Source organism: Amycolatopsis lexingtonensis (genome assembly GCF_014873755.1).
In the GTDB taxonomy this organism is placed as follows: Bacteria; Actinomycetota; Actinomycetes; order Mycobacteriales; family Pseudonocardiaceae; genus Amycolatopsis; species Amycolatopsis lexingtonensis.
In genome coordinates this window covers 3,577,521-3,599,176 of sequence record NZ_JADBEG010000001.1, presented here as the reverse complement: position 1 = coordinate 3,599,176, position 21,656 = coordinate 3,577,521, and the positions used below count along the sequence as shown (strand labels likewise).

Below are 21,656 nucleotides of genomic sequence, written 5' to 3'. Positions count from 1 at the left end.
CGATCGCCGCCACCGGAGAAGGTCGCGGTTATCGGGGGTACGACCGCCACCCCCCTCGGGCCGTGACCGGCGGCTACCGTCAAGGGCATGGACCAGCAGCACGGGAACCGCGGCGAAATCCGGGACTTCCTCGTCAGCCGCCGCGCCAAGATCACCCCGGCGCAGGCCGGACTGCCGACCGGTGCCCGCCGCCGGGTCGCCGGGCTGCGGCGTGAGGAGGTCGCCGTCCTCGCCGGCGTGAGCACGGAGTGGTACACGCGGCTGGAGAAGGGGCACATCGGCGGCGTGTCCGAGGACGTTCTCGACGCGGTCGCTCGCGCACTGCGGCTGGACGACGACGAACGCACTTACCTGTTCGACGTGGCCCGGTCATCGCGGCGAGGGAGCCGCACGCCGTCGCGCCGCCGGGACGTCGAGGTCCCGCCCCGGGTTCAGTGGCTGCTCGACTCCATGACGATGTCCTCGGCGTTCGTGCGCAACGGCCGCACGGACGTCGTCGCCGCCAACTCCCTGGCCCGAGCCGTGTACGCGCCGATGTTCGGCAGCGCCACCGTCGACCGGCGCGGCCGCCCCAACATCGCCCGCTACATTTTCCTCGACTCCGGCGCACACGACTTCTTCGTCGACTGGGACGCCGCCGGCAATGCCACCGCCGCCCTGCTGCGCGCCGAGGCCGGGCGCGAGCCCCGCGACCGGGCACTGCGCGAACTCGTCGGCGAGCTGTCCACCCTCAGCCCCGAGTTCCGCGACCTGTGGGCCGCGCACGACGTCCTGATCCGCCACGACGGCATCAAACGGCTCCGACACCCCGACGTCGGCGACCTGGAACTGAACTTCCAGGACCTTGACCTGCCCCTGTCCGGCCGAGCCGTGCACAACCTGATCACCTACACCGCCGAACCCGGCACCGCATCCGAAGACCGGCTCAAGCTCCTCGCCAGCTGGGCGGCGACGCGATCGCAGGCGGCAGAGCCCACCCGCCGCGCGGAGTCTCCCTGAAGGCGCGGATGGCGGCGGTGGACCGCTGGGCCACCAGCAGGCGGGACACGCCGTGGCCTCCGCCCCAGCGGGACGGCGCCGCGTTCGTGAACCCGGTGTGCAGCATGACGTCTCGTGCTGTTCGGCTCTCGCCTGGGCCGGTGCAGGTCGCGGTCACCTCGGGCGAGAGTCCGGCGCGGGCTTCCGCCGGTGGAACAGGTGAGCGGAAGCCACCTACTCCTGTGGGTGCAGGACGACGCGGCCGAACGGCCGGCGCTCGGCGAGGGTGGTGTACGCGGCCTTCACCTCGGCCAGCGGGTATGTCGCAGCGATGGGTATGTCGAGAGCACCCTCGACGGCGAGGTCGGCCAGCATGCGGAGGGCCGGCAGACCGCCGGCGTCCATGGTGCCTTCGCCGCGATTCCGTGCTCTTTGGCGGCCTGGTAGTCGACTGCGGTGGTGATGCGTTCCGGAGGTACTCCGAGATCCAGGGCGAGCTGGACGTAGCCCGATCCGACCGCGTCGATGAAGGCGTCGATCTTGCGGCCGCCGGCGGCGTTCCGGACGTCTTCGGCGATGTCGCCGACGAAGGGGACCGGGGTGATGCCGTGCGCCCGCAGGTGGTCGGCCTTCGCGGGGTTGCCGATACCGAGCACGGTCGCGCCGGTTCGTCGTGCGAGCTGTGCGGCGGTGAAGCCGACACCGCCGGTGGCGCCGGATACGACGACGACCTCTCCCGCGGCGGGCCCGACGGCGTTGAACCCGGCCAGACCGGCCATGGGCGTGACGAAGAGGGAACCGGCGACGTCCCAGGCCAGTCCGAGCGACTTGGGGATCAGCTGCGTTGCCGGAACGGCAACGTACTCGGCGTGTGCGGACCATTCCTGTGACCAGCCGAGTACTTCGTCTCCGGCCCGCACGTCCTGGGTGCCGTCACCGACGCTCACCACTACGCCCGCCAGGTCGCGGATGGGCGTGTAGGGCGCTCCGTGGAGCGCGGACAGAGAGCCTGGGTTGATGCATGACGCCTGAACCCGCACTATCGCTTGTCCTGGAGACACTTCCGGCATGGGCACGTCGTCGATCGACAATTGGTCGACCCCGCCGAAGCGGTCATATCGTACTTGTCGCATGAATTCGTTCTGCTTTCTCATCCTGTGGCTGTTCGGCGTGTCCCGGGTCAGCCGAGTTTCGTCGTGTCCCGATCGGGGCCGGGCGGCGGCATCTCCTTCCTGGAACTGATCCAGGCGCACACCCGCGGCGTCGGGGGCACGGAGACACAGCCCCTGCCCGACTACGTCGCCGCGCGTTACCTGCTCCACGAGCGGCTCGTCGACGCGATCGAGGCCCGAGACCAGGTCGAGGCCCGGCGGCTGATCCACGAGCAAAACAACATCGAAGCCGCACGGTGATCGGGGATACCGTGACTCATTCCGGGTAGTTCCCGGCTGCCAGGTCGTCGAGCAGGGTGGGCTGAGCGGGCTGCCAGCCGAACTTCTTCCGGGTCAGCTCGCCGGAGGCGGGCTGGTCGAGGGCGTAGACGGCACCAGCGGGGCCGAAGTGCTCGGCGGGCACCGAAACGGCGGGCACGTCGAGTTGCCGGCCGATGGTCTCGGCGAGAGCCCGCATCGGATCGCCCTCGTCGGCGACCGCGTGCACGACCGTGCCCGGCTCGGCGTCTTCCAGGGCCAGCCGGAACAGCCGGACCGCGTCGAGGTGGTGCACTGCGGGCCAGCGCTGGGCACCGTCGCCCACGTAGCCGGACACGCCGGTGCGGCGGGCGGTGGCGATGAGGGCGGAGGCGAGTCCGTACCGGTGGCCGCGGGAGTGCACCGACCGGGGCAGCCGCACGACCACGGACCGGACATCCTTCTCGGCCAAGGCGAGCGTGTACTCGGCCGTCCGCCCGCGCCGGCCCAGGGGTGAACCGGCCAGGGGATCGGTGGCGAGGGGCGAATCCTCTTCGGTGGCGAGGCGGCCGGGCACGATCGGCGTGCCGGAGGCGATGAGCAGCGCCTTGCCGGTCCCATCGAGGGCGGCGCCGAATGTCTCGACGGCCATCGCCTCGTCAGCTACCGACTGCGCCATGTCGGTGCCGTGGTTGAACGCGACGTGAATCACCGCGTCCACCTCGACGGCGCCGGCGCGCAGGGTTTCCGGGTCGGTGAAATCGCCGCGGAGCACCCGGGCGCCCGCTGTGGCGACCTTCCGCGCGGCGGCGTCGGAGCGGGCCAGCCCCAGCACTTCGTGGCCTCCGGCGATGAGCTCGGGGACGAGCCGGGATCCGATCCCGCCGCTTGCCCCGGTGACGAACACCTTCATGGCGACGACCTCCGTGATAGCAGTGACTGCCATCAGCGTAGCACCGCGATAGCAGTCACTGCTATCGCCTAGACTCGTGGTCATGGGCCGATGGGAACCGAATCCGCGGGGCAGGCTGGCCAAGGCCGCGGTCGAGCTGTTCGCCGCCCAGGGGTTCGACGAGACCACCGGGGCGCAGATCGCGGCGCGCGCCGGCATGCACGAGCGCTCGTTCTTCCGTCTTTTCCCCGACAAGCGCGAAGTCTTCTTCCACGCCGTGGAAGCGGCGCAGCGGGAGGCTGTCGCCGTCATCGCCGGCCTACCCGCAGGCACCACTCCCGTCGACGCCGTCGCCGCGGCACTGGAACAGCGCTGCGCGATCATCCAGGAGCACGCGGACGCCGCCCTGATCCGGCACAACCTGGTGTCGGCCAACGCCGAGCTGCGCGAACGCGACCTGAGCAAGCACGCCGAACTGGCCGCCGGGATGGCCGAGGCGCTGTCCGGGCGCGACACACCGGAGCCTCTCGCGAAGCTGATCGCGCACACGGCGGTCGCCGTGTTTCGACTGTCCTTCGAGCGCTGGATCACCGACCCCGGGCACCAGGATCTGCCGGCGATGTTCCGCGACGGTCTCGGCGAGCTGGCGTCGGCCCTCGCTCCCTGTGCCCGCCTGGCGTGAGCCCCGCGCCTCGTGGCGCTAGTCGGTGTGCGCGAGTCCGGCGAGGAGCAGGTCGATCATGGTCCGGGCCTGGTAACCGGGGAAGGTGCCGGCGCCGATGCAGAGGTTGCCGACGCCGAGCATCAGGTCGAAGGCCCGGATGTCGTCGCGGGTCCGGCCGGTCGCGCCCGCTGCCTTCAGTAGCCGGTCGAGAACGGGCAGGAGACGGTCGACGAACTCGGCGTGCAGGCTCTCGAACCCCGCTTGGTCGGAGTGGAGCGCCTCGGCGAGGCCGTGCTTGGTGACCAGGAAGTCGGCGAACCGGTGCACCCAGTTCCGCAAGGTGTCCTCTGGCGATTCCCCGGCTGCGGGCGTGGTGGCCGCGAGCGCGTCGACCTGGTGCCGGAAGACGGCGACCACCAGGTCCGCGCGGGTGGGGAAGTGCCGGTAGATGGTGGCGATGCCGACGCCCGCTTCGGCGGCGATGTCCCGCACGGGCGCCTCGACCCCCGCGCGGACGAACACGGTGGCGGCGGCGTCCAGGAGTGCCTGCTCGTTGCGGCGGGCATCGGACCGCTTGCGCCTACCGGACGGCGTCGTGTGAGCCCTCGTCATTCGAGGTGTCTCCCTCCTCACTGGTAAGCGGATCAATGTTCCGCTACGCTGATGCGGAACACCGATCCGGATAGGTCATCCTCTCACATTCGTCACCGCGCAGCCGGATGCGCTCCACCAGGAAGGTCTCATTCCATGAACGACACAGGAACCCCGGTCATCTCGGTCAACCCGGTCACGCTCGCCGCCCCCGATCGCGGGCAGGACCTGCAGGTGCGAGTCACCGCGCCCACGACGGGCGGCGACCTGCCGGTCATCGTCTTCTCGCACGGCATGACCCTCGGCATGGACGACTACGCCCCGCTCGCCGCTTTCTGGGCCGCGCACGGGTTCGTCGTCATCCAGCCCACGCACCTCGACTCGCTCGGGCTGGCACCCGACGACCCCCGCACCCCGCTCATCTGGCGCATCCGGACCGACGACCTGACCGGCATTCTCGACCGGTTCGACGCCATCGAAGCCGCCGTGCCCGGCCTGGCCGGACGCATCGACCACGAGCGCATCGCGGCCGCCGGTCACTCGTGGGGCGCGCAGACCGCGAGCACCCTCGTGGGTGCGCGGGTCGTCGGCGCCGACGGCACGCCCGGGGAAAGCATGACCGACCCGCGAGTCAGGGCCGCGGTCCTGCTCTGCCTGCCCGGGACCGGCGGCGCCGACCTGAGTCCGATGGCCCTTCAGTACTTCCCTTTCATGAGCCCGGATTTCGCCGAGCTGAAGACGCCGAGCCTGATCGTCGCCGGCGACCACGACCAGTCCCCGCTGACGGTGCGCGGTCCGGACTGGTTCACCGACGGTTTCCACCTTGCCTCGGGGGCCACCGACCTGCTCACCCTCTTCGGGGCCGAACACGGGCTCGGCGGCATCCAGGGCGCCCACGACACGCGGACCACCGACGAAAGCCCCGAGCGGGTCGCGCTCGTCCAGCGAGCCACGCTGGCGTACCTGCGGACCACGCTGGGTCTCGACGCCGTGGCGTGGCCTGAAGTCCGGGCAGACTTGGCGGCGAGCGGCGACCCGCTGGGCAGGATCGACTCGAAGTGACCGGCCGGCACTCTTCGTCCACAGCCGAGGAAACGATGATGACGAGGACGCATCCACCGTTCGATCCGGAGCTCGCCGCGGTGCCGGCCCGATGTTCGCGGCAGCGGGGGAGGACCTGACGCGCGACGGCACCGTCGAACCGCGGAACGTCTCCGTGCCGGGCCCGGCCGGTGCTCCTGACGTTTCGCTGTTGGTGCTCAAGCCCGTCGGCCTGGCGGCTGGAGCGCCTGTCTTCTACCACATGCACGGCGGCGGCATGATCATCGGCAACAGCCGCACGGGAGTCGGCGCCGTTCTCGACTGGGTCTCGGTGGAGTACCGGCTGGCACCGGAACACCCCGACCCGGCGCCGATCGAGGACTGCTACGCGGGTCTGTTGTGGACTCATGAGCACGCCGCGGAGATCGGCGGCGACCCGGACGGGATCGTCGTCACCGGGGCCAGCGCCGGCGGCGGGCTCGCGGCTGGTGTCGCACTGCTCGCCCGCGACCGCGGTGGCCCCCGGCTGTTCGGCCAGGTGCTCATGTGCCCGATGCTCGACGACCGGCTCGTCACGCCGAGCAGCCGGGAACTCGACGGCGAGGGCATCTGGGACGCCACCAGCAACCTGACCGGATGGAACTCGTTGCTCGGCGAACGCAGGGGCGGCGCCGACGTCAGCAGCTACGCGGCACCGGCCAGGGCGGCCGATCTCACCGGCTTGCCCACCGCGTTCCTCGACGTCGGCTCTGTCGAAACCTTCCGCGACGAGACCATCGACTACGCCACCCGGCTGCTGCGGGCCGGCGTCCAGACCGCCTCGGCGACCCGGTCCGCCTGGATCCGGCGGCTGCTGGCCTCGGGGTGACGAGCCGGAGGTGGAGATGGGCCGTGCCGGGCCCCTGAGCGCCGACCTACCGGGATGTGTCGGGATACGCGGCGGTCGCGCGGATTTCCACGAGCAGACCGGGGCTGGCCAGGCCGCTGACGCCGATCATGGACCAGGCCGGGTAGGGCGGCTTGATCAGGCGCTGCTTGGTCTCGCTGAAGCCGGGCAGGTGCTGGTGGATGTCGACGTGGTAGCTGGTGACGTCGACGAGGGCGCTCAGGTCGAGGTCCTCCACGCGGAGGATCTCTTCGATGCGGCGGATCGCGGCCTCGGTCTGTTCCTGGATACTGTCCGGAATGGATCCGTCGCTGCGGCGGCCGATCGTTCCGGCGATGAACAGCAGCCCTTTCGCGCGAACCGCGGCGGAGTAGCCGAAGCGCGCGAAGGCGTTCCTGGTCTCTCCGAAGACTTCGGAGTTCTCCGGGATCTCTACGGTGTCGATGGTCATCGTGGTGTTGTCCCTTCCTTGTCGAGTCAGTTGCCCCAGCGAGAGGAACGGCAGGCGTGTTCCAGCCGGGTCCGGCCGGAGGTCTCGCGTTCGCGGAGGAACTCTCCGGGAATCGCGTAGCGCGGCGCGTTCGCCGGGTTTTTCGCGGCTTGCGTGACGATCGCGTCGGTGAGTGAGCGGATCATGTTCAGCCGGGGATAGGCGGTGTGGATGGCGTCGGCCTGCTCGTCGGTGATGGCATCGAGGTGGTCGGTTCCCAGCGGTCCGCCGAAGTCGACGGCGACGCCTTCGCGGACGAGCACGCACAGGGTGCCGCGGCGTTCTGCGATGCCGGACGAGGTGTGCAAGGCGATGGCTTGCCACACCGCGTCGGCGTCGGCCGCGGGGACTCCGCGCGCGGTGAGGAATTCGGCGGCCCGGTCGGCGCCTTCGACCTCGAACCGCTGACGGTGGGGGCCGTCCGGCGCCACGCCGAGGTCGTGCATCGCGCAGGCGGCGAACAACAGATCGTCGTCGTACTCGTCGGCGGCGAGCAGGCCGAGCCGGGCGGCCACCAGCCGGGCGAACAGGTAGGTGCGGATGCTGTGGTTGAACACGGACGGCGTTTCCAGCGGCTGGATCAGGTTCACGACGGCCGTGGCAAGTGGCGTGCGGGGCAGCGCGGTCAGGTCAGCGGAAGTCGGTCCGGTCATGCGCTCCAGAGTGGTGGCCACGGTCCTGACCTGGCGAGTGGCAAGTTTGCCACCTTTCGATAGGATCTTGCCATGCATCGAGTCGCGGTACTGGCGCTGGACGGGGTCACCCCGCTCGACCTCGCCATACCGGCGCAGATCTTCACCGCGCGGCCGGAGACTCCCTACGAGATGACGGTGTGTGCGCTCGGCGGGCGGGCGGCCACCACCGCGGGCTTCGCTCTGGACACCGGCGGGGATCTGGCGCAGGTGCGCGCCGCCGGCACCGTGATCGTCCCCGGCTATGAGCCACTTGGGAGACCGCCCGACGCCGTCGTCGAAGTGCTGGCCGAGGCCCGGGAGCGAGGCCGGCGGGTGGTGTCGATCTGCACGGGTGCCTTCGCGCTGGCCGCGGCCGGCGTGCTCGACGGGCTCCACGCCACGACCCACTGGAAGCACACCGACGAGCTCGAACGGGATTTCCCCGCGGTCACGGTCGACCGCGACGTGCTCTACGTCGACGAAGGCGATGTGCTCACCTCGGCCGGGGTGTGCTGCGGCATCGACCTGTGCCTGCACATCGTGCGCCGCGACCTGGGCGCGGTGGTGGCCAACCAGATCGCCCGCGGCCTGGTCGCCGCTCCGCACCGGGACGGCGGCCAAGCCCAGTATGTGCCGGTCCCGGTAGCGGTATCCGGCGACGCCTCGCTTTCCGCGACAAGGGAATGGGCGCTGCAGCGGCTCGGCGAGCCGCTCACGCTGCGCGTGCTCGCCCGGCACGCCGGCGTCTCGCAACGCACCTTCATGCGCCGCTTCGCCGAGGAGACGGGCATGACCCCGCTGCAGTGGTTGCTCGGCGCCCGCCTCGGCCGGGCACGGGAACTGCTGGAATCCACCGACCGCTCGGTGGACGCGGTGGCCCGTGAGTGCGGCCTCGGCACCGCAGCCAACCTGCGGCTGCACTTCCGGCGTGCACTGGGCACCACTCCCACTGCGTACCGTCGCACCTTCGCGCACTGATCGCGGGCCGTCTGACGACATTCAATGTCATCACGAACGACAGGGTGCGGTTGCGCGGGTCGCTCCCGACTCGGTCGGCGACCGCCGAGTCGGAAGTGAACGGAACCCACGAGTGCACTGTCGTGATTACGTGCAGTAATCAGACTGACAGCATGCAATGTCATCAGGTCGACCGGGCGGCGATCCCGAGGGTGCTCCCCAGCTCCTCCATCGCCTCGTCCACCAGTTGCGGCAGCTCCCGGTCGGGGTGCTCGCCCTAGTACTCGAACGCGACCCGGAACGCGGCGACCAGTGCCTCCGAGACCACGCGGGCCGTTCGGCCGGCGACGCCTGCACGAGTAACAGGACAGCGTCCGACAGCGACTCCGCCTACCTGGAACGGGATCGGAGTCGAAATGACCAACTAGTACGTCGAGATGATGGCGCTAAGCGAAATTGGCTCTGGCACGGCCGTACATCTGTCGTTTGATGGCCTTGAGCCGGTTGACGTTGCCTTCGACCTTGCCGGAGCTGTGGGGCAGGGTGAGCCCGGCGGTGACGGCGTCGTGGTCGCGGCGGATTCCGGTGGCGAATGAGTGCAGGTGGGGCTGGTCGTCAGCTTCCACTGTGGACAGCCAGGTGTCGAGGTTTTGGCCTTGTCGTTGGACCATCATGGTCGCGAAGGACTTGACGTGCTCGGCGAGGCGGTCCAGGTGCGAACAGCGCGACCGGATGCCGTCAAGTTGACGCTGCTCGTCGTCCTCGAGATCGCCGGGACGGCGCAGCAGCCAACCGGTAACGTGGCGGATCTTGGGCACGACCGGCGGCGCCGGGGGTGGGATGAGCATCTCACGGAAAGGGTACAAGTAGCGGCGCACGGTCTGCTCGCTGCCGGTGTATCCCGGCGAGGTTCAGGTTCAGGTTCAGGTGCTCGGAATGTCGCTCCCCCACAGCGGCTGCCCGTGGCTGGACCTGCGCGGCATCGGGACGCTGGCCTCGCCGGCGGCCTCGGCCTGAGCACCCGCGTCCGTGGCCGAGGTGCACGCGGCGGGGTTGACTGGGCGAAAGTTCAAGCACAGCAGGGCGGAACTGACCGGCGTGAAGAACGAACTCGACGCGGTGAAGAGCGTGCTCAGACCGTCTGGGGCATTGACGTCAGCACCAACCAGGTCTTCGACGCGGCCACGCCGGCCGGTGGCGCAACAGAGCCGGTGATGCCGGACCGGAAGGCGCCTCAACCGGCCGCGTGTCACGGGAATTCCGCTGACTCAACGGGTGATCCCCGTGTGGCCGAGGGAATATCGGCCCGGCTGCGGCCACACGCAGAGACCATGCGGCTCGTTCCCGACGGGGATCTTCGCCAGTAACGCACCATCCTTTGTGGACAGTACATAGACGACTCGGTCGTAGCGGCCGGACAGCCACAGCTGTGTGCCGTCGGACGTCACGTTGCCCATGTCCGGGCTGCCGCCGCCCGGGATGTGCCACACCGTCACAGGTGCGCCGGTGTATGCGTCGAGCACGCTGACGCTGCCCTCGTGGCGGTTGGTCACGTAGAGCTGCTTGGCATCCCGCGACAAGTACAGCCCGTGCGCGCCGCGGCCGGTCGAGATGAAGCGGAGCACCTTCGTCGCCGCGCCGTCGAGGATCCAGAGGCCGTTCGCGTCGGAGTCGGCGATGTAGTACACCGAGCCGTCGGGGGCGAGCTTGATGTCCTGCGGGCCCATGCGCGTGTTGCGGTGCGGCATGTCGACCATCCGCAGCAGGTGGTGGGAGGCGACGTCGACCACCGCGACGCGGCCGGCGAACTCGCACGTGAAGACCGCGGTACGGCCGTCGGGCGAGAAGTCCGCGTGGTCGATGCCCGCGCACCCCGGGGCGGGCGTTTCGTCATGCACCTGCCACGTATGCGGGTCGTACCAGACCAGCTTGCGCAGCCGCTCGGCCACCGAGATCGCGTACCGGCCATCGGGGGTGAAGTACATGTTGTAAGGGTCGACGACCGGGAACGGCTTGCCCGGCTGCCCCGTCCGCGGGTCGAAGGGCAGGACGTGGTCGCCGCGGTCGTCGGTGGCGTACAGCGTGCGCAGGTCCCACGAGGGCACGACGTGCTGCAGTTCCTTGCCCGCCGGGTACTTCGCGACGACCTGGAAGGTGGCCGGGTCGATCACCCACACGTCACCGGACCCGCTGTGGGGCACGTAGACCAGCGGCTTGTCCGCGGCGACGGCGGGGGCGAGCATGCCGGCCCCGGCGGCGGCGTCCACGTCGTGCGGGTCGGGGACGGCGGGCATGCCGGGCAGCGGGTGCGTACCCGGGATGGGCGGGGTGCTCTCGTGCGGGAGCCCGGCCGGCGGCGGGTCGCTCATGCCGGGCATGCCGGACATCGGGTCGCCACCTCCCGACGAGCATCCGGTGGCGAGCACGGCGACGACGGCGAGGACGGGGAGCAAGCGCATCGGGCTACGCCAGCAGCTCGGACGCGGTGACCGGAGCGAGGCCGCGGTCGGCGAGATCGGCGAGGATGCCGGGCAGCGCGGCGACGGTGCCGGGGTGGCCCAGGTGCATGCTCACCACGCTGCCCGCGCGGGCCTTCGCCACGGCCGCCCGGATGGCGGCGGGCCCAGGGTCGGTCCAATCGAGGGAGTCGACGTCGTAGGAGAGGACCTTCGGATAGCCGGCGTGCCCGGCTTCGGCGAGCTCCCGCGGGGTGGCGTGCTGGCCCTGGGACTGGCGGAAGAAGCCGCCCGGGGACCCGGTGAGCTCGACGAGCTTGTCGCGGCAGCGCTGGATTTCGGCGTACATCGGTTCGGCCGCGTACCCCGACAGCGCCGGGTGGCTCCACGTGTGGTTGCCCAGCTCGTGCCCGCCGTCGCGCACCATGCGGGCGGCGTCGGGGTGCGCGGCGAGCCAGGTCCCGACGGCGAGCACGGTGATCCGCGCGCCGTGCTGGTGCACGACGTCGAGCACCTCGCGGGTGACCTGGAGGTCACCGGCGCCGTGGAAGGTCAGCCCGACCTGGGGGCGGCCGGAGGTCGAGCGGCTCACCTCGGTGGCCGGGCCGGACGGCGGCGGGGAGGCCGGGGCCGACGTCGCGAACGGCGTCGTCGTGACCGGGGAATGGCTCGCGGAGCCGGGTCCCGGAGCGGGCGACGGCGAGGGAGCCGAGCACGCCGTCAGCGCGGCGGCACCCAGCGCGAAGCCGAAGAGGCCCCGGCGGGTGAGGGGGTCGTTCAAAACCGGTCTCGATTCTCGGAGGAGACGCTGCCGCACCCGCACCCTGTCGGAACACCGCTGTGAGGACGCTGAGAAAGCCGGCCGGACTTAGTGTCCTCACAGCGGTGTGCCGGAACCGGGCTGGCACGGGCGGCCGCAGGCGGGCTTCGGGTCGCTGACGCTCGCGTCCGGGCCGCCGCGGTACTCGGCGCCGGCCGCGACTTCGGCCGGATCAGGAGATGAGGGCGGCTCGGAATCAGGTCTTGTTCCGCTTGGCCCGGAGCCGCCGCCCCCACCCACCGGCGAAGGCCAAGATCCCGGCGGCGAGCGGCCAGATCGGCCGATACGGCTGCTGGTGGATCAATCCGCCGCCGGGAAGGCAAAGATGATGAAAGACCATAAGCGACGCCGAAGTCGGAGCCCGTCCGCCTGGTCGGCTCGTCTTCGGCCATCTTCACCCGTGCGGTATTCGGATCGGTTCGCGCGGCCGCACGCTTCCTTCGCCAGATCGAACGACAGGCCGCTCGAGCGTTCCCCGCGCCCGGTGCGTCGCGGCAGGCGCCCAGTCACAGGATCACCCGGCCGGTCTTCGCGCGGGTCGGTTGTACGACACCGTCACAAGGCGGCCGTCCAGAGCACGCCACAAGCTGCCGAACCATGGCGACACGAGCAGGGCGACGACGCCGAAACCGGACAGCAGCCACGCGACCGACCCGTACATGCTGAGGCGTCCGGCCCGGCGTCGGTTCGCCGTGCCGAAGCGCCGCGGGGATGGACCACAGCGGGTGGGCCCGGCCGGGGCGACATCACTGTGCTCCTCACGTCTGCAGCCAGACCCATCTGGCCGTTGACGCGCGCGGGCGCGATCCATGCGTGAAGGCCGAAACTTAGAGTTGTATAACGGTATATACCTGAGTTGCTCACGATGTCATCGAACGTGTGTTCAGGGTGCGGCGAGCCTGTTGCAGGACGCAGGCCAGCTGCGGAGTGATTGGCCGCTGCCGGGAGTGGTGCGGTGCGACCAGACTCCGGCCCGCACTGCCAGACGCGCACAAGGAGGCCAGCAGGGCGACGGCATTCGTCTCGTCGGCGGCGCCCAGTACGGACAAAGCACGGGTGGTGGCGTCGCTCGGGTCTCCGATATCGGGATCGGCGGCGCATGGCGCTTCGGCGGTGCGCAGGATCCGGGACGCGAGCACGGCCGGATCGGTGAGTAGCCGGTGCGCCGGGCTCGCGGTGTAGCGGCCGAACGTGGCGGTGCCGGTGGTGAGGACCGTGTCGAGCAGGTGCTGAGCGGCCAGCACCGCGTGCCCGCGGTCGAGCTCGTGCACCGCAGCGGTGGTCAGGTCGGCGCCGCGGCGCGCGAAGTTTTCGTGGGGTGGTCCATTTTGTCCCCCGATAGGCCAGGCCTGCTTCGAACCCGTTTCGCGCCGCGGAACTTGGTTGAGTGAGGCAGACCCACGGTCCCGGAGGGAGAACCCGATGACCACCATCGTCCTCACCGGAGCGACCAGCGGCATCGGACGCGCCACGGCGCTCGCGCTCGCGGACCGCGCCGACCGGCTGATCGTCCACGGCCCGTTGGCGGCGGCCGACGTGCGGCCGCTGATGGACCGGCTCCGCGCGGCGAGCTACGCGGAGGTGCGCTACCTGCGAGCCGACTTCGACGAGCTCGCCGCCGTCGAACGGGATCCTCGCCGGACTCGGCTCGCAGTTGTCCAGCACCAGCAGGACTTCGCGCTCGCGCAGGTGCGCGAGCAACCGGTCGCGGGCCGGCGCCGCGGGCTCGCCGTCCAGCAGTGTCGCCGCGACCGCGTCGAGCACGCTGCCGTCGCGGGCGACCGAGGCGAGCTCGACCGGCCAGACACCGTCGCGGAAGCGGCCGCGCAGGCGGTGCCCGAGCTCGCGGGCGGCCCGCGTCTTGCCCACGCCACCCGGCCCGGTCAGGGTGACCAGGTGCCGTTCGCCGAGCAGCCGCCCGGCGGTGCCGAGATCCGCGTCGCGCCCGAACAGGGCACCGACCGGGTGCGGCAGGTTGCCGCCCGTCCGCCGCTGCGCAGGGCGAGCATCAGCAGTTCCGCGAACCGTTCCCGCAACGGGTGTTCCGCGACGAGCCCGGCGAGCTCCGGCACCAGTTCCCGGTGCCGGCCCAGCGTCAGTTTCGCGTCGAGCACGGTGTCCAGCGCGGCCAAGCGGAGCTCCTCGAGCCGGACCCGCCACGCCTCGGCGAAGTCGTAGCCGACCGGCTTCCGCCACCGCGTCAGCCCCTCGCGCAGCACGGCGACCGCGGCGGCCGGATCGCCCTGCCGCGCCAGCTCGCGTCCCGTTTCGCAGGCATCGGCGAACACGTCGGCGTCGATCTCGCCGGCCCGGGTGAGCAGCCGGTAGCCCCCGCGTTCGGAAACCAGCCGCAGCTCCGGCAACGCGGCGCGCAGCTTCGCGATCTGCACGTGCAGCGCGTTGACGGGGTCTTTCGCGGATCGGCCGGTCGCGAACAACCGGCTGGGCGACACCGCATCCGGCCGGGAGACCAGCAGCATCGCGAGAATGGCCCGGGCCCTGGCTCCCGGCAGCGCGACGGGCGATCCGTCGTCGCCGAGCACCTCGACGGAACCGAGCAGGCGGAACAGCATGGGCGGCAGTTTCCCGCGCTGCTGCGTCCGCGCGTGCGTCCTGCGTCGTGGGCGGCGCCTCGGGCCGGCCACCGTGCTGTCACCGGCGTGATGTTCCACAGAGCAGCCGGACCTAACCGAGACGTAGCACCACTGTAACGAAACGTCACTACGGTCCCCGGGACATGTCGATCGGGCAGATGACGGATCCGGCGCCGGTGGCGCTTCCCCGCGGTCAACAGGTGCCACCTGACGCGGAAACGGGGCAGGTGCACGCGCGAGGGTGGTGGCTGCCCGTCTTCGGCGCGGTACTGGGCGCCGGGCTTTTCCTGGTGGTACGCGGCAGTCTCACCGACGACAGCTACATCACCCTCGCCTACGCGAAGAACCTCGCGGTGCACGGCGAATGGGGCATCATCCCCGGCGCGCCCGCGAACTCGGCGACGTCACCGCTGAACGTCCTGCTCCTCGCCGCGCTCACCCTGGTGACCCGGGTGGCCGGCGACCCGCACCCGGTCGTCGCGCTCGGGATCCTGACCGTCCTGTGCGGCGGCGCGCTCGGCTGGGCCTGGCAGCGCATCGGGCGGAAGCTCGCGCTGCCGCCCGCGGCCGGGGTGCTCGGCGTCACCCTGGTCCTGTTCAACCCGTTCGTGCTGTCCGCCATCGGTCTCGAAGTCCTCCTGATCCCCGCCGTCCTGCTGGTGCTCACGGTCTTCGCGCTCGAAGGCCGGCCGATCCTGTTCGGCGTCACCGCCGGGTTCACCGTCCTCACCCGGCTCGACCTCGTCGTGTTCGTCGTGGTGATCGCGCTCAGCGCGCCCGCGCTCCGGCGGCGGCTGCTGCCCGCCGCCGGTTTCGCCGTGCTGACGGCCGCGCCGTGGTTCGTCTTCAGCTGGTTCGCCTTCGGCTCGTTCGTGCCCGACACGCTGGCGATCAAGCAGACGCAGGTGGGGCTGTTCGCGCCGTGGACCTACAGCACCGGGCCGGTCATGTACTACCTCGGGTACCCGGTCACCGTGCTCGTGACGTTCGTCCCGGCGCTGCTCGGCGTGGTCGCCCTCGCCGGCTGGGCCGCCGCGCGGTTTTCGGTGCGCTGGCCGGAGTTCCCCGCGCTCGGCCCGGTCGCCGCGCTGGGTGCCGGCGGGATCCTCTACTTCGTCGCCTATTCGTTCATCGGCGTCGGCCCGTTCCATTGGTACTACGTGGCTCCGACGACGACGGTGGGCAGTTTCGCCGTCGCGGCCTTCGGTGCCTGGTCCGGCCAGGCACGCGCGCGGACGGCGCTGCGCACCGGTCCGCCGCTGCTGGCCCTCGGGCTGACCGGGGTGCTGGTGCTGAGCGCGGCGGCCGTCGACGCCGCGCAGGGTGTGCCGTGGAAGTCGCCGGTCATCTTCGGGAACTGGGCCAGCGCGCAGGACTACGCGCGAGTCGGCAAGGAGCTGGGCGCGAGGCTCGACGGCGCGAGCGTGGCCAGCCCCGGGGAGATCGGCACCCTCGCTTACTACTGCGAGTGCGCGATCATCGACGAGTTCTCCGATCGCGGCCACGCGAAGGAGCTGGTCGAGCGGCGGATCGCGACGGCGAACCCGCTGATGAGCCTCGCGCTGCGGCTGAACTACCACTGGCTGGACCGCTCGATCACCCCGCGCAAGCCGGACTACCGGCTGCAGTACGGATCGGGGCCCGCGACCGGGCCGGACAGCTGGCAGGTGCAGTCCGCGGCGAAGGGCGTCGGCCACTTGACCCTCACCCGCGAACCGTGAGCGTGGCACAGCGGCGGGACCCCGTCGCCGGGATCGCGGCCCCGGAGTCCCGGTCGCGGCGCTGGGTGCTGCCCGGCGTGGTGGCCGTGGTGTCCGCTCTGGTCTTCGCGGTGGTGCGCCCGCACCTCGTCGACGACACGTTCATCACGCTGGCTTACGCGCGCAACCTCGCCTTCCACGGGCACTGGGGGCTGATCGCGGCGGAGACGTCGAACACCGCGACGTCGCCGCTGAACGTCCTGCTCCTCGCCGCGCTGACCCTGGTCCTGCGCGACGCGGTGCTCGCCGCCGGTGCGCTGTTCGTGCTCTGCCAGGTCGCGCTGGTCCTCGCGCTGCGCCGGGCGGGCGATCGGGCGGGGCTGCCGTCCTGGTTCGCGCCGGCCGCCGTCGCCCTGCTGACGGTGAACCCGCTGCTGCTGTCGTCGATCGGGCTCGAGGTCGAGCTCGGCGCGACCGGGATCGCCTGGCTGCTGGTCTTCGCGGGGGAACGGCGGCCGGTCGCCCTCGGCGTCTTGACCGGGCTGCTCGCCCTCGTCCGGCTCGATCTGGTCGTGGTCGCGCTGGTGCTCTTCGCGCTGCGGCGCCGGTTCTGGGAGAAGGCGTGGCAGTCGGTGCTCGCCGCGGCGGCGGTCGCGTTCCCCTGGTTCGCCTTCAGCTGGGTGGTGCTCGGGTCGGCGGTGCCGGACACGGTGATCATCAAGACCCTGCAGAAGTCCTGGGGGCAGTGGGACTTCGGCAACGGCCCCGGGCTCTACGCCGAGGTCTTCCCGTTGGCGACGATCGCCGCCTTCCTCCCGGCCGCGCTCGCCCTGCTCGCCTTCGCGCTCTGCGTGGCGGACGCGGCCCGAGGAGGTCCACTGTGGGCCCGGGTGCGGCCGTTCGTCCCGTTGGTGCCCGCCGGGATCGCGCACTACCTGGCCTACACGCGGCTGCACGTGCCGCCGTACCACTGGTACTACGGGCCGAGCCTGGTCGCGGCGACGCTCTTCCTCGCGGCCGCCGCGACGGCCGCGGTCCGCGTACCGGCCCGGGTGGCGGCCGCCGTCGCCGTCGCGGGCGTAGTGGTGGTCAGCGTCGGGGCCTACGCGGCCGACGGCCTGCCGCGGCGGTTCGCGCCGCTGATGTCCAACCACGACGCGACCGCGGACTACGAACGGATCGGACCGGAGCTGGGCCGGCTGGTCGGCGGCGGCACGGTGCGCAGCGGCGGCGAGATCGGCGTGCTGGCCTACAGCTGCGGCTGCGCGATCGTCGACCTCTTCGACGACCGCGGCGCCGTCGGCCCGGCCATCACCGAGCGCGAGGCCCACCTCGGCGCGCTCGGCCGGGCGCTGGTCGACGTCAACTTCCGGTTCTTCGACTTCGGCGACCGGCCGATCGTCACCGACTACGCCCTGGTACGTGGCGACCCGCCGCCCGGTGCGCTGGCCCACTGGACACTGACGTCGCCGTGGGCCGGCACCCAGCAGCTGTATCTCGTCCGGGGCAACGGAAGCGGAGCTTGAGCATGACCGACCTCACCGCGCAGCGCGGCCTGTACGCGGGCCCGGCGCCGATCGTCAGCAAGGACCTCTACGCCGAGGTCCACACCGGTTCGGCGGTCCGGGACCGCGACGCGGTCCGGCTGGCCCCGGCCACGAAGGTGTCGGGCAACACGTACTTCGGCCGGTTCCCGGCCAGCTACTGGCAGCGCTGGACGACCGTGTCCGAGGTCTCGGTCGAGGCGGTCGTGACCGGTACCGGCCTGCTGTCGATGGGTGCGTCCGACGTCGAGGGCGAGCCGCGTGTGGTGGCCGCCGAGCAGGTCGCCGACGCCACGCAGCTGAAGGTCTCGCTGACGGGCAAGCTGGACAAGTTCTACGACGGTGGCGCGCTCTGGCTCGACCTGGAGACCGAGGGTGGCCAGACGCTGCGGGTGGAGCAGGTCCGCTGGACGGTCGAGGCGCCGGAGAAGATCCGCCCGACCGCGGTGACGATCTGCACGATGAACCGCGCCGACGACTGCCTGAAGAACCTGCAGGCGCTCGCCGCGGACGTCTCGTCGCTGGAGACGCTGGACGCGATCTACGTCGCCGACCAGGGCACCGACCTGGTGGAGTCGCGTGAGGGGTTCGAGCAGGTCGCGAAGGACCTCGCGGACAAGCTGCACTACATCAAGCAGCCGAACCTCGGTGGTGCCGGTGGTTTCACCCGCGGCCTGTTCGAGGTGGCCGGGCACACCGCGACCGAGCACGCGAACGTCCTGTTCATGGACGACGACGTGCTGCTCGAGCCGGACCTGGTGATCCGGATGACGGCGTTCTCCAACCGCGCCGCCAACCCGATCATCGTCGGCGGCCAGATGCTGAACCTGTTCCACCCGAACCAGCTGCACGTCGGCGCCGAGTACGCCCGGCTCAACACCCTCGAGCCCGGCCAGCCGGTCGAGCACTCGCTGTCGACGGCCGACCTGCTCGGGGTGGACGAGGAGACGCTCAAGCCGAACCGTCAGGAGCGCCGCCTCGACGCCGGCTACAACGGCTGGTGGTCGTGCCTGATCCCGTACGAGGTCGTGCAGGCGACCGGCTACCCGCTGCCGTTCTTCTTCCAGTGGGACGACGCCGAGTACTCCTACCGGGCCCGCGCGCACGGCTTCCCGACCGTGACCCTGCCGGGCGCGGGCGTGTGGCACGCGGACTTCCACATGAAGGACTGGGACGAGTGGCACCGGTACTTCAACCTGCGTAACTCGATCATCACCGCGGCGCTGCACTCGCCGTTCAACCTGAACCTGCTGTCGCGGGTGCTGCTGGCGCAGCTGGTGCGTTACCTGCTCGGCATGCAGTACGGCTTGTCGGCGACGCTGATCAAGGCGGTCGAGGACTTCCTGGAGGGTCCGGAGATCCTGCGTGACGGTGGTGTCGAGGCGATGCAGGAGATCCGCCGGATCCGCGACGCCTACCCGGAGACCAAGCGGCACAAGGCGACCGACGTCCCGGGTATCGCGTCCAACGACATCGGCATCATCAACAGCGCGCCGCCGCCGAGCCGGACCGTCGCGGTCCTGCTCAAGCGGTTGCTCGACCAGACCAGGGGCCGCCACCGGTTCGGTCTCGGCGCCGTCCCCGCGGACGAAGCCCACTGGTGGCACACGTCGCTGTTCAGCAGCGTGGTGGTGACCGACGCGAACCAGGAAGGCGTCCGTGTCCGGTCCTACGACAAGGTCAAGATGGTCGACCTGGCCAAGCATGGAGCGAAGGTGGTCCAGCGGCTGCGCAAGGAAGGCGCGGCGGTGCAGGAGCAGTACAAGCGCGCCATGCCGGAACTCACGTCGCGGGAGAACTGGGCACGACTCTACGACCTCTGATCCCCGCTCATCCGGCAACGACGCCGGCCCGCGCTGCCTCCGTGTCCTCGCCGCCGTCCCGGAAGCAGGCGGCTCGAACAGCCCGCACGAACGCGTGGACGTCTTCCGGTGTGGTGTCGAACGAGGTCATCCACCGGACCTCGCCGGTGGACTCGTCCCAGTCGTAGAAGTGGAATCGCCGGTGGAGTTCGGCGAGTGCGCGGGCCGGAAGCGTCGCGAACACCGCGTTGCTCTGGACCGGGTTGGTCACGTTCACGCCGGGCACGTCCCGGATGCCCTCGTGCAGCAGCCGCGCCATTTCGTTGGCCTGCCGGGCGTTCCGCAGCCACAGGTCGCCCTCCAGCAGCGCGACGAACTGGGCGGAGACGAACCGCATCTTGGACGCCAGTTGCATGGAGAACTTGCGCAGGTAGGGGATTCCGTGGTCGAGCGCCGGGTCGAGCACGACCACGGCTTCGCCGAGCAGCATGCCGTTCTTCGTGCCACCGAACGACACGATGTCGGCACCGGCGTCGGTCGTGAAGGCCCGCAGCGGCAGGCCGGTGTGCGCGGCCGCGTTGGCGAGCCGGGCGCCGTCGACGTGGACGAGCATGGCCCGCGCGTGCGCGAACTCGGCGATGGCCCGGATCTCCTCCGGCGAGTACACCGTGCCCAGTTCGGTGGCTTGGGCGAGCGACACCACCTGCGGCTGGGCCCGGTGCTCGTCGTCGAAGCCCCGCGCTTCGCGCTCGAGCGCGGAGACGGTCAGCTTGCCGTGCTCGCCCGGTACGGTCAGCAGTTTGACGCCGCCGACCTTCTCGGGCGCTCCGCACTCGTCGACGTGCAGGTGCGCGGTGTCGGCGCAGATGACCGACGCCCACCGGCTGCACGCGGCCAGCAGCGCGATCACGTTCGCGCCGGTGCCGGTCAGCACCGGGTACGCCCGGGCCTCGGGTCCGAAGTGCTGCCGGAAGACCTCCTGCAGGCGGCCGGTGTGGACGTCGTGGCCGTAGCTCACCTGGTGTCCTCCGTTGGCCGCCGCGATCGCGGCCAGGACGTCCGGGTGGACGCCCGCGTAGTTGTCGCTGGCGAACTCGCGCAAGCCGGTGTCGTGCATGTCGTCCTCTCGGTGGGCGTGCCGAGGGACAGTCTCGGCCGCGCCGAGAATCGGCGAAACGACGTCTCCGTGGGGCTGAGCATAAGATCTTCGGATGCTCAGCACCCGTCGTCTCCAGCTGCTCGTCGCGCTGGCGCGCACCGGTTCGATCGCCGGTGCCGCGGCCGCCGCCGGGTGCAGCGCGGCCGCGGCGTCGCAGCAGTTGTCCGCCCTCGAACGGGAGACCGGAGCCGACCTGCTGGAGCGGTCGGCCCGCAGCGTCCGGCTGACCGGGGCCGGCGAACTGCTGGCCGACCGGGCCCGCGTGATCCTGGCCGACCTCGAGGCGGCCGAGCGCGACCTCGCGCTGGCCGGCACCACCGGGGGCGGACGACTGCGCGTCGGCTCGTTCGCCACCGCGACCCGCCTGTTCGCCGCCCCGGCCCTCGGCGCGCTTCGCCGCCGCCACCCCGGGATGCGGATCTCCTTCACCGAAGTGGAGCCCGAAGCGGCGCTGGACGCGGTCCGGGCGGGCGAGCTGGACGTCGCGGTGACCCACCACTACCCGGTTCTCGCGGCCCCGGACACCCACGGTCTGCGGCAGGTGGCGGTGTGCGCCGACCCGTTGCTGCTCGCCGTACCCGCGCACCTCGCGCGATCGGACAGCACCGCCGCCGACGTGCGCGACTTCGCCGGCGCGGACTGGATCTCGACCCGTCCCGACCGCGGGTTCCAGGCCTTGACCGAGCTGACCGCCGAGGCGGCCGGGTTCCGGCCGCGGATCACCGGCCGCACGGTCGGGTACGTCGCGCTGCTCGACCTGGTGGCCGCCGGGCTCGGCGTCGCGCTGGTACCGGAACTCGCGGCGGCACCCCGCCCCGGCCTGCGGCTGCTCGACATCGTCACCCCGGCCGGGCTCAGCCGGACGGTCGAGCTCACGAGCCGCGCCGCCGACCGTTCCCCCGCGGTCAGTGCCTTCCACGCGGAGGTGTCCCGGCGGGTGCCCCGCGCCGCGACCGCGATCAGGAAGCCACGCGGTGGAGCAGGTGGTCCCGGTTGACG

The 21,656-nt window shown here is 71.2% G+C and carries 21 protein-coding genes and 1 pseudogene; 10 read left to right on the top strand and 12 right to left on the bottom strand.

From position 1 onward, the window contains the following. The first annotated feature begins 87 nt into the window (after window positions 1-87). The gene (locus H4696_RS16330) at window positions 88-999 is read left to right on the top strand and encodes a helix-turn-helix transcriptional regulator (RefSeq protein ID WP_086856625.1); all 912 of its coding nucleotides are present in this window, start codon (window positions 88-90) and stop codon (window positions 997-999) included. A 213-nt stretch (window positions 1,000-1,212) separates the two neighbouring features. On the opposite strand, the gene H4696_RS50090 is transcribed toward H4696_RS16330, so the two are convergent. Then, complete coding sequence (locus tag H4696_RS50090) at window positions 1,213-1,353, bottom strand: zinc-binding dehydrogenase (protein ID WP_249026856.1); 141 nt, start codon at window positions 1,351-1,353, stop codon at window positions 1,213-1,215. Between the two features lie 512 nt (window positions 1,354-1,865). Then, window positions 1,866-2,048, bottom strand: a pseudogene (locus H4696_RS51525) (alcohol dehydrogenase catalytic domain-containing protein); the annotation flags it as partial. A gap of 126 nt (window positions 2,049-2,174) precedes the next feature. Between H4696_RS51525 and H4696_RS16320 the strand changes: the two are divergent. Beyond that, a complete protein-coding gene (locus tag H4696_RS16320) occupies window positions 2,175-2,390 on the top strand; it encodes a hypothetical protein (protein ID WP_086856626.1) in 216 nt (71 codons plus the stop codon). A 16-nt stretch (window positions 2,391-2,406) separates the two neighbouring features. Here H4696_RS16320 and H4696_RS16315 read toward each other — a convergent pair whose 3' ends face one another. Beyond that, complete coding sequence (locus H4696_RS16315) at window positions 2,407-3,333, bottom strand: SDR family oxidoreductase (protein ID WP_338064856.1); 927 nt, start codon at window positions 3,331-3,333, stop codon at window positions 2,407-2,409. 49 nt (window positions 3,334-3,382) lie between these two features. Here H4696_RS16315 and H4696_RS16310 point away from each other — a divergent pair, with 49 nt between their 5' ends. After that, on the top strand, window positions 3,383-3,961 hold the full coding sequence (locus H4696_RS16310; protein WP_086856628.1) for a TetR/AcrR family transcriptional regulator: 579 nt from the start codon (window positions 3,383-3,385) through the stop codon (window positions 3,959-3,961). An 18-nt stretch (window positions 3,962-3,979) separates the two neighbouring features. Here H4696_RS16310 and H4696_RS16305 read toward each other — a convergent pair whose 3' ends face one another. Further along, window positions 3,980-4,555 (bottom strand): TetR/AcrR family transcriptional regulator, encoded by a 576-nt coding sequence (locus H4696_RS16305; RefSeq protein ID WP_086856629.1) that lies wholly within the window; start codon window positions 4,553-4,555, stop codon window positions 3,980-3,982. A gap of 135 nt (window positions 4,556-4,690) precedes the next feature. Here H4696_RS16305 and H4696_RS16300 point away from each other — a divergent pair, with 135 nt between their 5' ends. Together H4696_RS16300 and H4696_RS16295 are read left to right on the top strand one after the other, a co-directional pair. After that, window positions 4,691-5,596, top strand: coding sequence for an alpha/beta hydrolase family protein (locus H4696_RS16300; RefSeq protein WP_086856630.1), 906 nt, complete (start codon window positions 4,691-4,693; stop codon window positions 5,594-5,596). A gap of 91 nt (window positions 5,597-5,687) precedes the next feature. Next, entirely contained in the window at window positions 5,688-6,443 is a 756-nt protein-coding gene (locus H4696_RS16295) for an alpha/beta hydrolase fold domain-containing protein (protein ID WP_192782339.1), read from the top strand. A gap of 46 nt (window positions 6,444-6,489) precedes the next feature. Here the strand turns inward: H4696_RS16295 and H4696_RS16290 are convergent, their stop codons facing one another. Continuing rightward, window positions 6,490-6,912, bottom strand: coding sequence for a Rid family hydrolase (locus tag H4696_RS16290; RefSeq protein WP_086861283.1), 423 nt, complete (start codon window positions 6,910-6,912; stop codon window positions 6,490-6,492). A gap of 26 nt (window positions 6,913-6,938) precedes the next feature. Beyond that, window positions 6,939-7,682, bottom strand: a complete 744-nt coding sequence (locus H4696_RS16285) for an HD domain-containing protein (RefSeq protein ID WP_225955710.1) — start codon at window positions 7,680-7,682, stop codon at window positions 6,939-6,941. Here H4696_RS16285 and H4696_RS16280 point away from each other — a divergent pair. Continuing rightward, on the top strand, window positions 7,677-8,603 hold the full coding sequence (locus tag H4696_RS16280) for a GlxA family transcriptional regulator (protein ID WP_086861287.1): 927 nt from the start codon (window positions 7,677-7,679) through the stop codon (window positions 8,601-8,603). The genes H4696_RS16285 and H4696_RS16280 overlap by 6 nt on opposite strands. 425 nt (window positions 8,604-9,028) lie before the next feature. Here the strand turns inward: H4696_RS16280 and H4696_RS16275 are convergent, their stop codons facing one another. The 5 genes from H4696_RS16275 to H4696_RS16255 all read right to left on the bottom strand — a co-directional run bounded on the left by H4696_RS16275 (window position 9,029) and on the right by H4696_RS16255 (window position 14,431). After that, complete coding sequence (locus H4696_RS16275) at window positions 9,029-9,430, bottom strand: transposase (RefSeq protein WP_225955709.1); 402 nt, start codon at window positions 9,428-9,430, stop codon at window positions 9,029-9,031. Between the two features lie 420 nt (window positions 9,431-9,850). Beyond that, window positions 9,851-11,041, bottom strand: a complete 1,191-nt coding sequence (locus H4696_RS16270; protein WP_086861291.1) for a YVTN family beta-propeller repeat protein — start codon at window positions 11,039-11,041, stop codon at window positions 9,851-9,853. Window positions 11,042-11,045: 4 nt separating this feature from the next. Then, window positions 11,046-11,819 carry a polysaccharide deacetylase family protein gene (locus H4696_RS16265; protein WP_086861293.1) on the bottom strand — a complete coding sequence of 258 codons (774 nt, stop codon included), beginning with the start codon at window positions 11,817-11,819 and terminating at the stop codon, window positions 11,046-11,048. 899 nt (window positions 11,820-12,718) lie between these two features. Continuing rightward, a complete protein-coding gene (locus tag H4696_RS16260) occupies window positions 12,719-13,129 on the bottom strand; it encodes a hypothetical protein (RefSeq protein ID WP_086861295.1) in 411 nt (136 codons plus the stop codon). A 612-nt stretch (window positions 13,130-13,741) separates the two neighbouring features. Then, window positions 13,742-14,431 carry an AfsR/SARP family transcriptional regulator gene (locus H4696_RS16255; protein ID WP_086861297.1) on the bottom strand — a complete coding sequence of 230 codons (690 nt, stop codon included), beginning with the start codon at window positions 14,429-14,431 and terminating at the stop codon, window positions 13,742-13,744. Window positions 14,432-14,679: 248 nt separating this feature from the next. Between H4696_RS16255 and H4696_RS16250 the strand changes: the two genes are divergently transcribed. The 3 genes from H4696_RS16250 to H4696_RS16240 are packed head-to-tail and all read left to right on the top strand — an operon-like array spanning window position 14,680 to window position 19,519. Beyond that, window positions 14,680-16,173: a glycosyltransferase family protein gene (locus H4696_RS16250; RefSeq protein ID WP_338078681.1), complete on the top strand. Its 1,494-nt coding sequence runs from the start codon at window positions 14,680-14,682 to the stop codon at window positions 16,171-16,173. Then, complete coding sequence (locus H4696_RS16245) at window positions 16,170-17,678, top strand: hypothetical protein (RefSeq protein WP_158104325.1); 1,509 nt, start codon at window positions 16,170-16,172, stop codon at window positions 17,676-17,678. Before H4696_RS16250 ends, H4696_RS16245 begins: the two co-directional genes overlap by 4 nt. Before the next feature lie 2 nt (window positions 17,679-17,680). After that, a complete protein-coding gene (locus tag H4696_RS16240) occupies window positions 17,681-19,519 on the top strand; it encodes a glycosyltransferase (protein WP_086861298.1) in 1,839 nt (612 codons plus the stop codon). A 7-nt stretch (window positions 19,520-19,526) separates the two neighbouring features. On the opposite strand, the gene H4696_RS16235 is transcribed toward H4696_RS16240, so the two are convergent. After that, window positions 19,527-20,615, bottom strand: a complete 1,089-nt coding sequence (locus H4696_RS16235; protein WP_086861300.1) for a threonine aldolase family protein — start codon at window positions 20,613-20,615, stop codon at window positions 19,527-19,529. 94 nt (window positions 20,616-20,709) lie between these two features. On the opposite strand from H4696_RS16235, the gene H4696_RS16230 reads away from it, so the two are divergent. After that, window positions 20,710-21,654 (top strand): LysR substrate-binding domain-containing protein, encoded by a 945-nt coding sequence (locus tag H4696_RS16230; RefSeq protein WP_086861302.1) that lies wholly within the window; start codon window positions 20,710-20,712, stop codon window positions 21,652-21,654. The last annotated feature ends 2 nt before the right edge of the window (window positions 21,655-21,656 follow it).